The sequence below is a fragment of the Clostridium guangxiense genome, from assembly GCF_021043395.1.
Taxonomy (GTDB): Bacteria; Bacillota; Clostridia; order Clostridiales; family Clostridiaceae; genus Clostridium_S; species Clostridium_S guangxiense.
The window spans coordinates 40,393-54,714 of sequence record NZ_JAJNKE010000006.1; the positions used below are offsets into that span (position 1 = coordinate 40,393).

7 protein-coding genes and 1 other annotated feature are annotated in these 14,322 nt (G+C 32.0%); of the genes, 6 read left to right on the plus strand and 1 reads right to left on the minus strand.

Annotation, left to right across the window (positions count from 1 at the left end):
* Nucleotides 1-12: 12 nt before the first annotated feature.
* Nucleotides 13-229 (plus strand) — a binding site (T-box leader).
* Nucleotides 230-274: 45 nt separating this feature from the next.
* Together ileS and LQK79_RS06275 are read left to right on the plus strand one after the other, a co-directional pair.
* Nucleotides 275-3,379 carry an isoleucine--tRNA ligase gene (gene ileS, locus LQK79_RS06270; protein WP_053242447.1) on the plus strand — a complete coding sequence of 1,035 codons (3,105 nt, stop codon included), beginning with the start codon at nt 275-277 and terminating at the stop codon, nt 3,377-3,379.
* A 222-nt stretch (nt 3,380-3,601) separates the two neighbouring features.
* On the plus strand, nt 3,602-4,609 hold the full coding sequence (locus LQK79_RS06275) for a LacI family DNA-binding transcriptional regulator (RefSeq protein WP_231015961.1): 1,008 nt from the start codon (nt 3,602-3,604) through the stop codon (nt 4,607-4,609).
* Nucleotides 4,610-4,777: 168 nt separating this feature from the next.
* On the opposite strand, the gene LQK79_RS06280 is transcribed toward LQK79_RS06275, so the two are convergent.
* Nucleotides 4,778-5,476, minus strand: coding sequence for an HD-GYP domain-containing protein (locus LQK79_RS06280; RefSeq protein WP_231015962.1), 699 nt, complete (start codon nt 5,474-5,476; stop codon nt 4,778-4,780).
* A 191-nt stretch (nt 5,477-5,667) separates the two neighbouring features.
* Here LQK79_RS06280 and LQK79_RS06285 point away from each other — a divergent pair, with 191 nt between their 5' ends.
* The 4 genes from LQK79_RS06285 to LQK79_RS06300 all read left to right on the plus strand — a co-directional run bounded on the left by LQK79_RS06285 (nt 5,668) and on the right by LQK79_RS06300 (nt 14,320).
* Nucleotides 5,668-9,720, plus strand: coding sequence for an AAA domain-containing protein (locus LQK79_RS06285; RefSeq protein WP_231015963.1), 4,053 nt, complete (start codon nt 5,668-5,670; stop codon nt 9,718-9,720).
* A 483-nt stretch (nt 9,721-10,203) separates the two neighbouring features.
* Nucleotides 10,204-12,897 (plus strand): polymorphic toxin-type HINT domain-containing protein, encoded by a 2,694-nt coding sequence (locus LQK79_RS06290; RefSeq protein ID WP_231015964.1) that lies wholly within the window; start codon nt 10,204-10,206, stop codon nt 12,895-12,897.
* A gap of 10 nt (nt 12,898-12,907) precedes the next feature.
* Nucleotides 12,908-13,393, plus strand: coding sequence for a hypothetical protein (locus LQK79_RS06295; protein WP_053242442.1), 486 nt, complete (start codon nt 12,908-12,910; stop codon nt 13,391-13,393).
* A 585-nt stretch (nt 13,394-13,978) separates the two neighbouring features.
* Nucleotides 13,979-14,320 carry a hypothetical protein gene (locus LQK79_RS06300; protein ID WP_053242441.1) on the plus strand — a complete coding sequence of 114 codons (342 nt, stop codon included), beginning with the start codon at nt 13,979-13,981 and terminating at the stop codon, nt 14,318-14,320.
* Nucleotides 14,321-14,322: the final 2 nt, after the last annotated feature.

Sequence of the window (14,322 nt, forward strand, 5' to 3'; positions counted from 1 at the left end):
AGAAAAATTTTGCTAATTGCTGAGAACGGGCAAAGTACTAAAGGAAAATAGTAAAAGAGAGCAGGGTATGGTGTGAAACTGTACTATTAATTTAGGAAAAATCCCCCGGGAGCTGGAGACTGAAATCACAGTAAGTTTTCTCGTAGTTCTGCGTTAAAGAATAGAGTATTATTGTGCTCGAAATTTAAAACTATTTAGGTGGTATTGCGAATTTAACTTCGTCCTATTGAGGACGGAGTTTTTTATTTATACAAAAAAGAAGGGAGATATTTCGATGTATAAAAAAGTTGATGCAGAAAAGTCGTTTGTCGACATGGAAAAAGATACCCTCAACATGTGGAATGAAAAAGATATTGTTAAAAAGAGTTTTGAATTAAATCAAGATGGAGAATACTTTACTTTTTATGATGGACCTCCTACAGCAAATGGAAGACCTCATGTAGGGCATGTTTTAACTAGAGTAATGAAAGATATTATTCCTAGATATAAGGTAATGAGAGGTTATAAAGTTTTACGAAAAGCAGGCTGGGATACTCACGGACTTCCTGTAGAGCTTGAAATAGAAAAGAAACTTGGAATTTCAGGAAAACCTCAAATCGAAGAATATGGTGTTGAAAAATTCGTTAAGGAATGTAAAGAAAGTGTATTTTCTTATGTAAGCTTGTGGAAGGATATGTCTGAAAAGCTTGGATTTTGGGTTGACATGGATAATCCTTATGTAACATATCACAATGATTATATAGAATCAGTATGGTGGGCACTTAAACAAATGTGGGATAAAGAACTTTTATATAAAGGACATAAAATTGTTCCATATTGCCCAAGATGCGGAACAGCACTTTCATCACACGAAGTTGCACAAGGATATAAGGATGTAAGAGAAGCTACAGCTTTTGTTAAATTCAAGGTAAAAGGTGAAGAAAATAAATATATATTAGCATGGACAACTACTCCATGGACACTTCCAAGTAACGTGGCACTTGCAGTAAATAAAAGCTATGATTATGTTGAAGTTGTAAACAATGGAGATCATTTAATACTTGCAAAGCAGCTTTTAAGTGTGCTAGAAGGAGAATACGAAGTAGTCGATGAATTCAAGGGTGAAAAACTTCTTGGAGTTGAATATGAACAGTTATTTAAATATGCAAAGGTTGATAAGAAGGCTTTCTATGTTGTTCATGGAGACTTTGTAACTCTTACAGATGGTACTGGAATAGTTCATATAGCACCAGCTTATGGTGAAGACGATAATATTCTTGGAAAGAAAAATGATTTGCCACTTGTGAACTTGGTTGATGCTGAAGGTAAATTTGTTGATGCTGTTGAACCTTGGAAAGGTCTATTTGTAAAGAAAGCAGATCCAAAGATTCTTGAGTATATGAAAGAAAATGGAACTTTATATAAATCAGAAAAGTTCACTCACTCATATCCACACTGCTGGAGATGTGATACACCACTTTTATACTATCCAAAGGACAGCTGGTTTGTAAAAATGACATCTCTTAGAGATAAACTTGTTGAGAACAACAACAAAATTCACTGGTATCCAGACAACATAAGAACAGGAAGATTTGGAAAGTTTGTAGAAAATGTAATAGACTGGGGTATAAGCAGAGACAGGTACTGGGGTACTCCACTTCCAATATGGGAATGTGAATGTGGTCATAGAGAATGTATAGGCAGCATTGCAGAACTTAAAGAAAAAGGAATTAACGTTCCAGATAATATAGAACTTCATAAGCCATATATCGACGAAGTTAAGCTAAAATGTCCAAAGTGCGGAAAACCTATGACAAGACAGCGTGAAGTTATAGACTGCTGGTTTGATTCAGGATCAATGCCTTTTGCACAGCATCATTATCCATTTGAAAATAAAGAAGTGTTTGAAAAAACTTATCCAGCACAATTTATTTCAGAAGCTGTCGACCAAACAAGAGGATGGTTCTATACATTACTTGCAATATCAACTGCTATATTTGATAGAAGTTCTTTTGAAAACTGTATAGTTTTAGGTCACGTACTTGATAAGAATGGTCTTAAAATGTCAAAGCATAAAGGAAATGTTGTAGACCCATTCCAGGTACTTGAGCATGAAGGCGGAGATGCTTGCAGATGGCATTTCTACACAGCTAGTGCACCATGGCTTCCAACAAGATTTTCAGAAGAGGATGTAGCTGAAACACAAAGAAAGTTTATTGGAACCTTGTGGAATGTATATTCTTTCTATGTACTTTATGCTGAACTTGATAATTTTAACCCTGAAAAGTATAAAGATTTTGTTTCAGCTAATGTAATGGATAAGTGGATAATTTCTAAACTTAACACTTTAATAAAAGAAGTAAGCCATGATCTAGATACCTATGGAATAACTCAAGCTGCTCTTGCAATAGAAGAGTTTGTAGATAGGCTTTCAAACTGGTATGTAAGAAGAAACAGAGCAAGATATTGGACTACTGAACTTACAGATGATAAGATAGGAGCATATGTAACACTATACAATGTTCTTGTAACATTATCAAAAGTTTTAGCACCATTTACTCCTTTTGTAACTGAAGAAATTTATCAAAGCCTTGTGGTAAGTATTGATAAAGATGCTGTTTCAAGTATTCATCTTTGCAAATGGCCAGAATACAATGAAAAGCTTGTTGATAAAGAATTAGAAGGGCACATGGAACTTGCTTATAACATTGTTAAACTTGGAAGAAGTGCAAGAAATGGAGCTAATATAAAGAACAGGCAGCCATTATTAGAAATGCTTATAAGCACTAAAGCACTTCCAGACTATTATGGAGATATCATAAAAGATGAACTTAATGTTAAAAAGGTCGAATTTGGAGCAGATCTTTCAAAATATGTTGAGTTTGAAATAAAACCTAACTTACCTGTACTTGGAAAGTCATATGGAAAATTAATTCCAGCAATAAGAAAAACACTTGCTTCAATGAATCAAATGGAACTTGCACAGAAGGTAAACGCTGGAGAAACTGTAAAGACTGATGTAAATGGAACAGAGATAGAGTTCAATAGCAGCAATCTTTTAGTTACCATGAGTGGACTTTCCGGCTTCGCTTTTGCAGGTCAAGGAGAAATAGGTGTAGTACTTGAGACAACTATAACTCCAGAGCTTAGAGAAGAAGGTTTTGTAAGAGAAATATTAAGCAAAGTTCAAAACATGAGAAAAGAAAGTGGTTTTGAAGTTGCTGATAAAATTACTTTATACGTAGCAGGCAATGAAATGCTTGAAAGTGTTATAAAGAAATTTGAAGATAGCATTAAAAAGGAAACATTAGCATTAGAAGTTGTTTATGATGCTGAAAAATCATATACAGAATGTTCTATAAATGGTGAAAAGTTAAATATCTTTGTTGAAAGAAAATAAAATAATATAAAACATCATATAGTTTAGAATAGGGAAACAATACTGTGGTTAAAATATTTTGTATAAATCATATTTTGTATTGTTTCCCTATTATGTATAGACAAATAACTAAAAGGTTTGCAATTTAATAAGAAATATGGTATAAAAAATAGTATAATAGCTATAATTAGATATATTTGTAATTACAACTGTGTAAAATTGAAATATAGGAGTTGATTAATAATGGCTGCCTCTATTAAAGATGTTGCTAAAGAAGCGGGAGTATCAATAGCTACGGTTTCAAGAGTTTTGAATGATGTAGATGTTGTAAATGAAGAAACTAAGAAGAAAGTAATGATTGCAATAAAAAAATTAGATTATAGGCCTAATATAGTTGCTAGAAGTCTAAAAACTCAAAGGACAAGGACAATTGGAATTGTAATACCTGACATATCAAGTCAGTTTTATCCTGAAATTGTAAGGGGAGCTGAAGACGTATCTAATATATACAATTATAATGTAATATTGTGTAATACGGATTTAGATATGGAAAAAGAAAAAGAATACATAAGAGTACTAAAAGAAAAGATGGTAGATGGTGTTATATACATGAGTAGTTCTCTTGCACCTGAAATAATAACTTTACTTGAAAATTTAAAGTTACCTACAGTTTTGGTTGAAACTAGTGAAAAAGAAGGGGCAGAAACAGAGTTTTGCAGTGTAACTATTGATAATGAAAAGGCTGCATATGAAGCTGTTGACTATCTTATAAAAAAAGGAAATAGGCATATTGCATTTATAGGAGTAAGTCCTAAAGTAGCAAATGCTAGTGCTATAAGATTTGACGGATACAAAAAAGCACTTCAGGAAAATGGCATAGAATTCAATGAAGATTTAATTCAATTTGGAGGACTTAAAGCTATAGATGGAAGCGATGGTATTTCAGCGATATTAAAGAAAGCTAAATTTGATGCTGTTTTCTGTGCTGGAGATGAAATAGCGATGGGAGCCATTAATACCTTAAGGGACAATAACATAAAAGTTCCAGATGATGTTGATGTTGTTGGATTTGATAACATATATACTTCTTCAATATTCTACCCAAAGCTTACAACGGTAGAGCAGCCTACTTATGATATGGGCTCTGTTGGAATGAGAATGCTCATAAAAATAATAAACAAAAAAGAACTCGATCACAAAAAATATATATTACCGCATACTCTCATAGAAAGAGATTCATGTAAAAAATAAGAGACTGTCGCACTAAAAGTTCATTCAATAATAATTTATAAATATTGCAAACTAATTTGAGTGAAGGGTTTTAACTAGCAGAGCAAGTTAAAACCCTTCACTATAGTTGCTTAATAATATTTGTAAATTACGGTTAAAAATAAATTTAATGCGACAGTCACTATTTTTTTAGTTTATATTGGATGGAAAACTTCTATCCATAACACTCTTTATATCTTTATCTGTCTTTAAAATTTTTATAAAAACGTCTACCATGTCTCCATCAAACTGTGTCCACTTACATTTTTCCAGCTCTGAAGCTGCCATTTCAATAGAACTAGGGTCCTTATAAGGACGTCTTGAAGTCATTACGTCAAAGGAGTCAGCAATTGTTATTATTTTAGCAAGATAAGGTATTTGATCACCAGAAAGTTTGCTTGGATATCCACTTCCATTATATTTTTCATGATGACAAAGCACTAACTTAGCTACGGGTTCTAAATTTTTAATTGACCTTAAAATATTATATCCTTTTTGAGGATGGCTTTTTATTATTTTAAATTCACTATCAGTGAGTTTATCTGGCTTTTCTAAAATATTATCCGGAATTCCAAGTTTGCCAATATCATGGAGCAGCGCAGCTTCTTTTAAAATTATCATATCTTTTTTAGGCAAATTAAGGGCTTTTCCAAGTTTTAGGGCATAAATGCAAACTCTTTCTGTATGCATGTAGGTTACAGGAGACTTTGCTTCAATAGTGTTGATAAGGCAATTTACCATATGCAGCATATTGTTATGTTCTGTTTTTGATTTATTATATGTATAAATTGCAAACATTATAGCTAAAAGTGGAATTATAAATTGCAAGGTAACAGGTTCTAGAAACATAAATTAGGCCCTCCAGAATTTAAATTGTGGGTGATACTTGTATCATTATATAAAATTATATAGTTACCATGTTTAAAAATCAATTTAAATATGTATTTGAATAACTAAAAATATATGGTATAATGTTATAAGAATTGGTAAAATAAGGAATAAAGTGTTTGCTATTTTAATATATATGGGGGAATGGGCATATGGATACTAGAACTAAGGTTAAGGAATTATTTTCTTATCTTTTAAGTGTTAAAAATATGGATGAAGAGGTAATAAGAAATATAAGTCAATATGATAAATTGTATTGGAAGCAGGAGTTTGAAAACAAAAATGGAGTTATTTTAAATAATGATGGTGAGGAAGAATGGCTGGCGGTTGGAAAAGAAAATAAAAAACTGTATGATTCCTTTTTTCAATTGTATTTATTAATACAAAAGAATAGTGAAAACATGGAAATTGTTTGGGGAAATCATATATTGGCATGGAATAAAGGCGATAAGAAAATACTTCATCCCATATTTACAACTAAAATGGAATTGAGCTTTGATGCGGAAAACGGAAAATTTTTATTAAAGCCATATGATAATAGGACTATTATGGAATTGGACATGCTTAGTGGAATGATTATACCTAACTCGGACAAGATAATTGAAATTAAAAACGAATTCGAAAATGGAATTACTGATGTAAGAGATATTAAAAATGTAAAAGAAATTTTATATAAGACAGTTCACTATTTAAGTGCTGAAATTAATCCAGAAGGAGAAATCAAGGAAAATATTGAGACCTTTAATGAAATTAAGGCAACTGAGTACCCTGTTTTTTATGATGCTTCTTTAATTATAGTTAGAAAAACCGATAGCAGACTTTGGAATAAAGAACTAAATAATATAATGGATGTTATTGATTTGGGTTATCCTATACCGCTTCCTATAAAAGCATTAGTAGAAACTGAAAAGATGGGGGAAATTGAGGAGGAAAATGAGGAATGGAAAAGTGTTGGTGAAAATTTACTTTTCCCATTACCAGCTAACGAAGAGCAAAAAGAAGTTGTAAAAAAGTTATGTGATAATTTTGGAGTTGTTGTTCAAGGTCCTCCGGGTACAGGCAAAAGTCATACTATAGTAAACTTAATATGTCATCTACTTGCTCATGGCAAAAGAGTACTTGTAACAAGCCAAACTGGACGAGCTCTTAAAGTTTTGTCTGATAAAGTGCCAGAGGAGATAAGACCTCTTTGCATGAGCCTTCTTGGAGATGATACAAAATCTTTAAAACAGCTAGATGATTCTGTTAGAAAAATAACTGAAAATTTATCATTAAACCCGGAAGATATAAATAAAGAAGTAATTCCATTAAAAAAAGAACTTTCAGATTGCAGAATGAAACAAAAAGTACTATATGAAAAAATTAAGGAAGCAGAGTGTATTGAGACTAAGAAACTAAATATTAAAGGTCAAATTTATACACTTATGGAAATTGCAAAATGGGTGAGAAAAAATGAGAATGAGCTCAATTGGATTGACGATGAAGTTTCAATGGATACAGATTGTCCAATCAATGATCAGCAATTTGCTCATTTTATATATCTGCTTAATAGCGTTAATAATAAGGATATAGGCAAAGTAAATAGTGCCCTAAAAGTTTTTTCTCAGCTTCCTCAATGTGATGAGGTTTGTAGTACTGTTGAAGATTATGTTGAACTTGAAAAGGAGTATTTTAAAAACAAAGAAAATATAAAAGGATGGTCTCTTCCATATGATGAAAAGGTAGATTACGATAAAGTAATTAATCTGCTTGATAAGGCCGAAGATAGGATGGAATTTATAGAAAAAAGTTGGCTTAAAGATCTTATGGTTTGTTATTATTCTAGTGAAGTTGAAAGACCGGCAATAAAGCATTTGTATGTTAAATCTTCGGAGTACATACGTCGTCTTTCAGATATACAAAGCAGGATAGTATCTCATAAAATAAAAATTTGTGAGGACAAGGATTTTGACAAGTTTGAAGCTGATTTTAAAAATATTTATTCTCATATAAAATCAAGTGGCAAGCTAAACAAGCTGTATAAAACACTTCACAGGGAGTACAAATATATCTTTAAGGGATGTCTCGTAGATAATAATACTATTGAATATGGTGAACAAGCGGAAACTGTAAAGCTTTATTTGGATAAAAAAGATATTGAAAAAGAATTGATGGAACTTTGGAACAGCAACGTTAAAAAGTTTAAAGGAGAAGAAATCAAGGAATTTGATGCAGACACCTTTGTAAAACTTGAAAGGGAGATTAAAAATCTTGGTGAGGTAGTAAATTGGAACATAAACTATAGAAGCAAAATTGTTGACAGTCTTGGGGAGATAACTTTTTTGAGTAATATAGATTGGTATAAGAAGGATACTTATTCTTATTTAAAAAGAGGAATCTTGAGCATTAGAAACATCAAAAATTATGAGAAAGAGAAGACTTACATAAGTGGAGTAACTAAAATGTGTAGAAATACTTATGGGATTGACTGTTTAACGGATGGAATTGATAAGAAAGATACGCAGAGGATAAAAAAGGCTTATGGCGAAATTCTGCGTTTAAAGGAACTTGTTCCTGCTGTAAAGGAAATAAATATGTTTAAAAATAAACTTGAAGCAGCTGCACCTCTTTTTACAAGCAAACTTTTAAAGAGCAATAAGAGAGAAGCTTACAAAAATATATCACAAGCTTGGAAATGGAAACAGATGAACGGATTTTTAAAGAAAGCCCATAATTTGAGGACAGATATTTTAGAGAAAAACATAGAAAATGAAAAGATAAAAGAAAAAGTTCTTATTAAGGAAATTGTTGCAAAGAAAGCTTGGTACAATCAAATTGTGAACACAACGGATATTCAAAAAAGAAGTCTTTATGCATGGCTTCAAGCTGTAAAAAGAATCGGCAAGGGGCGTGGGAAATTTGCACTTAAATATAGAAATATGGCTCAAAGGGAAATGGAAAAGTGTAAAGACTGCATTCCAGTTTGGATAATGCCTTTGAACAAGGTTATAGAAAATATAAAATTAAATAAAAACTTATTTGATGTGGTTATATTCGATGAAAGTAGTCAAAGTGATATCTTTGGATTGAGTGCACTTATGCGAGGTAAGCGTGCTGTAATAGTTGGTGATGACAAACAGATAAGTCCTCAGGCGGTTGGAATTGGCGAAGAGAATATAGATGAGCTTATAGATAGACACTTAAAAGAGATACCTCATTCAGAATGGTTTGATTTGCAGACGAGCCTTTACAATACGGCCCTTAGAGTATTTCCAGATAGGCTTCTTTTGAGGGAGCATTTTAGGTGTGCACCTGAAATAATAGGCTTTAGCAATAATTTGAGTTACTCCGGTGAAATAATTCCTTTGAGGTATCCTAGAGGTAGGGATGCATTTATATATCCTATAAAAGCTGTAAAAGTAAAAAATGGTTCTAAGGATAATATGAGCCAGGTCAATATGAATGAGGCTAAGGAGATAGTTGATCAAATAGTAAAGTGCTGTAACAATCCTCAGTATGATAATATGACCATGGGAGTAATTTCGCTCTTGGGGGATCAGCAGGCTGAAATTATTGAGAATCTTTTAAGACACAGGCTTGGTGAGAGAGAACTTTTAAGAAGAAAGCTTTTATGCGGTGATGCTTATTCTTTTCAAGGGGATGAAAGGGACGTTATGTATTTGTCCATGGTTGTTTCAAATAACAGCAAGTTAACAGCGTTAACCCGTGAGGCAGATGTTAGAAGATTCAATGTTGCAGCTAGCCGTGCTAGAAATCAGATGTGGGTTTTTTATTCTGTTGATGAGGATAAATTAAGCAGCAACTGTATAAGAACTAAGTTTCTCAGGTATTGTCTTGATCCTAATATAGCATCTTGTAAGCGCAATAGTGATAATATGATTTTAGCTGGCGAATTTGAAAAAGATGTGTTTAATGCTGTTAAAAAAAGAGGCTATGATATTAAACCTTTTGTTGGTCTTGGAAAATATAAAGTTGATTTTATTATAGAGGATGAAAATAATAGAATTGCAGTTGAATGTGATGGCGGAAGATGGAGTAATATTGAGGATTGGGAAAAGCATAGAGAAAGGCAGATGGCCCTTGAAAGGGTTGGTTGGGTATTTTATAGAATAAGAGGAAGTGAATTTTACAGAAATCAAGATAGAACTATAAATAGGCTATTAAACAAGCTTAATGAACTGGGCATAAAGAAGATAACAGCGTAGAAAATGGTGGACATAAGAAGGACTACAGTGAAGGGTTTTAACTTACTTCGTTCGTTAAAAGACTAAGGTTTTCGCTGTGCGAAAGGTGAAGGGTTTTACGATGCTGTGCACGTAAAAGGTGAACTTTTTTACCTTCGATAAAAAGTTAAGGATGATTTACCTCCGTTTTACTGCGGAAAATCTTTAACTTATTTAAATTGTCTATTTTTCGTAGTAAAGCGGAGAAAAATATTTCTTAATATTTTGCAGTGGCGAAATCCTTCACTATTAGCGGGGATAGGTGGCGGTGTTATTGAAAATATACATGTAGTGTCTTTCGTTTTTAAGATCAAAAAAGAGTGGGTGCAATTGAACTGCTCTTTTTTATTTATAAAAATTTTTAATTCGCTTTTTAAGTAAATTAAAGATAAGTTTAAAAACGTTGAGTTATGTAGTAAATAGTGGTAATATTGACATAAGAAAGAAGTAAATGGGTGATTCAATATGATTTCAGTTGACTTTGAAAAATTAAAAGAACTTTATGAGATTGTAAATAGATTTCAAGGCAGTGTTAGTGAAAATTTAAGCAGGGCAGAAGCACAAACCTCTGGTATAAGAGCAGATGGGGACAAGCTTCTTCGTCATTTAAATGAAATTAAGCGATTTTTAGATGATGAAATTTCAAGATATCAAAGAGTAGAAAGAAAATTAAATGAAAAGGCAAATGCAATTACCTTTAGAGGTTCAAAAGCATTAAGTGCAGTATACATAAATAATATAAGTGAAAATGTACAAGTGAGAGCAGCTAATATAAATGCAGAAGCTTTTATACCACTAGCATTAAATGGTGATGCAGGACTTGAAAGTAAAAGCAGTGAATTAAAATTAAAGAGTGAAAATGCAGTTGATAAAAGCTTAAAGGCAGTAGAAAGTGAAATATATAAAGCGTTGAGTGATAAAGATCTTGAAGGGCTAAAAGAAAATGGAGTAGATCTTGTAAAAATAAAAGTGGAAGAGTTTTTTACTTTTGATAAAAACGAATCAAAAGAGCTTTCAAAGGAAGAGGAAAAATATAAAAATAATTTAGAAGAAGATTGGGATAACTTTAAAAGTAATATCTGGAATGAGTTTAAAAAGGATCATCCAGAGGTAGTAAAAAAGCTTGAAGAAATAAAAAATCAAATTGAAGTAGAACTAAAAACAGCATGGAATAATTTTAAAAAGGATTATCCAATACTTGCTCAAATATTAAAAGTAAGTTATAAAACAGTTAAAGGAATAATTGAAGGAGGCATAGATGTTGGAAAAGGACTTGTGGAAGCCCCTTTTCAATTGGTTCATTTGTTAGGACAGCAGTTATATGATTTTAAAAAAGATCCATTAGGTACTGCAAAAAAGTGGTTAACTGTTGGAGGAAATATATATACACTTTTAAATGGAATGCCACCGTTAACACAAGAACAGGCAAATTTCCGAGCAGGCTTAGTTCAAATGGTACGAACTACAATAGATAAAAACATAATTCATGGGGATGCAGAAAGTAGATCAAGGTTTGTGACTAATGTTGCAGGAAATATAGCAATTTTTGTATTTACAGATGGTGCAGGTGCATCAAGTAAAGCTGGTGAAGCAGGAGAAGTAGTGGAAGAGGTATCCAACGGAGAAAAGGCAGAAGAAGCTTTAAATACAATAGGAAAAACAGAGGATGCTTTGAATACTGCTGGAAAAGCAGAAGATGCTGTGAGCACAGCAGGTAAGGCTGAAAGCTGGTGGTCAAAATTAGAAGCTCCACTTAAAACCTTCTCCAATTTTAATAAAGAATTTTCTAAAGCAGCAAATACTTTGAAGGCATGCATAAATACAAAAGTAGAAGAAGTATTTACAATAGTAAAGGAAACAAAAGATTTAGGAAAATCAATATTGTACAAGCTGAGAGATCCAGTTAATGAGGTAAAGGAAATAATACTACCTAAAAGGGAACTTACGGAAAATCAAGAAAGAATCATTTTAGAAGGCTGTTTTACAGGAGAAACTCTTATAAATACTGAGCTTGGATTAAGGAGAATAGACAGTATAAAAGAGGGAGAAAAAGTATATGCAGAAGATGCGAAAACTGGAGAAAAAGAACTAAAAAAAGTATTATATGTATACAAAAAGCACTCAAAAGATATTATAATAATAACAATAGGAAAAGAAAAAATAGAAACAACAGCACCCCATTTATTTTATACAGAAGAAGGCTTTAAGCCAGCTGAGAGGATAAAAGCAGGCGAGAAAATAAAAAATAATAATGGAACTTACAAGGAAGTAATAGATATAACTGCAAGACACACAGAAGAAGCAATTTACAATCTAAATGTAGAGGATTATCACACATATTTTGTAGGTGAGAGCAGTTTACTCGTGCACAATGATTGTTCAGTGAGTAATGAAGAGGTAAAAACTGTAACGGATGCTATTAGGAAAGGAAAAAGGGATAGTGAAGTTGCAGGCAAAGAAGCTAAAGATGTTCAGCCTTCTAGTGTGAAAGAGGGAGAAGGTACTGAGGGGGTAAGTAATGCTGAGTTAAATACGTGTGATAGTATTAAAAAAATCATTAATGATAAAGGATATTCAGTAGATGAATTTGCTCAGTTATTGCATCCAGATAGAGTATTAAGTGATTCGGAAAGGTCGCTTGTAGATTCTGTAAGAAATGAAATAGGCAAGCCATCATCAGACACATTAATGTGTAAAACAATACCACAAAGCGACATATATAAATACTTATATAATCCTGACTATGATGGAGTTAGAGGTTTTACAGCTGTAGAAGAACATGGGGCTAATTTAAAAACACTACTTGATAAATATAATGGGGCAAGATTAGACTACAATAATACAGCATTTAAAACTACAAATGGAGTTGATGGTATTTCACAATCAGTAGGCTTACCAGATAAAGTTTATGGAACAATAGAATATAAAGCAAATGATGTTAGTGAAATATCCATTCCTGATTGGAAGCCTAAGCCTGAGGATTATCCTTATACAGGGAAAGCATTTACAGGTAGTACTAATGTAGTGCTACCAGAATATTATCAATCAGCTAGGAAATTTATGAATGGAGATAAACTTAAGATTCTAGACAGTAAAACCGGAGATATAGTACAGCAATTTATCTATGATGAGAAGCTTGGATGGCTTGAATTAAAGTGAGGTGTGAAAAGTGTCTAAAGCATATTGTATATATAAAGGTAAAACTTTTATACTTGATATTTATAATAATAAATTAGAAATAACTAGTAATAAAAGGGAGGATGTAAATAATGGATTTAAAGAGTATGTTGACGTGTTAGGAAATAGACATAGTGATATATTGGTAAAAGAAGTAAGTGCAGACGATTTAGAATTTGCTTATGAATTAAAATATAAAGTAATGTATAACAATATAGAATTTGAGCCATGGTCTATAGGCAAACATATACTAAATGAAGAGAAAATTTCATTGTTTACAAGTAATTCAGATTTAGCATCCATACATGGATTTACTAAAGAAGAGCAATTCGTATTTAAAAAGGAACTAAAATTAGATGATATAGAAGCTTTAATTGAAATCAAAAAACCTATATTAAAATTTAATTACTTAAAAGAGGAAAAAACAAAGATAGAACAAAAAGATATTAAAGATTATCTTGCAAAGATTATTGAATAGTAACTGCAAAATAATATTATAATTGGATTCATAATAAATCAAAAGAATGAATGGTTGCATTTTACAATAGAGATGTAAAATACTTCACTGCATAATATTAATAATGCAGTGAAAAAATGAAATGAATCAGCTGAAATTTAAGTAGACTGGTTCATTATTTTTTTAGCGGTTAACATATTCAATAAATACATCATTCAAAAGAACTATATTAAAAAGCAACGATAATACATCAGAAAACAGAGTTTTAAAAGACTGTGGATAAGAGTTGCATTGAATTTAAAAAGTGATGAATAAAGGCTAAAGCTACTGATTTAATAGAAATTGATAAATGATTAAAATCTTTTCAGCGGTTCCTCAAGTGTAAGTATCTGATAAAGGATTTCCTGGATAACTAGAACAGGCATCTTTAGAAGACCGTAAAACGAGCATTAAGATATATCAGCAAAACTGAAAACTATAGAGTCAATTGCGAATTTAAGCAATCGGCTTTTTCTACGAACCACGATAGATAAAAATGTAATTCATGGAGATGCAGAAAGTAGAGCAAGGCTTACAGTTAACGTTGCAGGCAATCTAGCTATTTTTATGATTTCAGATGGGACAAGTTCTGTGAAAGAAGTGGGAGAAGCTTCAAAAGTAGTAGAAGAAGTATCAGATGTGGAAAAGGCAGATGAAGCTGTAAACACTGCTGAAAAGGCAGAAGGAGCAATGAATGCAGTAGAAAATGCAGAAGGCTTAATGCAAAAATCAGGAGATTTAACTGAAGCAGGCAGCTTTGATAAAACAGCAGGAATTGAAGGAAAATACAGCGGCGAAGGAAAAGGACTTGATGAAAAGTTTGATGTAAAAGATGTAGATTTATCAAAGAGTGCTATAATAAAAACACTAAAAAGTAACTTTAATGCCATATTTGATATAGTTTATTAAAC

Excerpts from the sequence above, each read along its gene's own strand:
- LQK79_RS06290 (WP_231015964.1), top strand. The coding sequence starts at position 10,204 with ATGATTTCAGTTGACTTTGAAAAATTAAAAGAACTTTATGAGATTGTA.
- LQK79_RS06280 (WP_231015962.1), bottom strand. The coding sequence starts at position 5,476 with ATGTTTCTAGAACCTGTTACCTTGCAATTTATAATTCCACTTTTAGCT.
- LQK79_RS06285 (WP_231015963.1), top strand. The coding sequence starts at position 5,668 with ATGGATACTAGAACTAAGGTTAAGGAATTATTTTCTTATCTTTTAAGT.
- LQK79_RS06300 (WP_053242441.1), top strand. The coding sequence starts at position 13,979 with ATGATTTCAGATGGGACAAGTTCTGTGAAAGAAGTGGGAGAAGCTTCA.
- ileS (WP_053242447.1), top strand. The coding sequence starts at position 275 with ATGTATAAAAAAGTTGATGCAGAAAAGTCGTTTGTCGACATGGAAAAA.
- LQK79_RS06275 (WP_231015961.1), top strand. The coding sequence starts at position 3,602 with ATGGCTGCCTCTATTAAAGATGTTGCTAAAGAAGCGGGAGTATCAATA.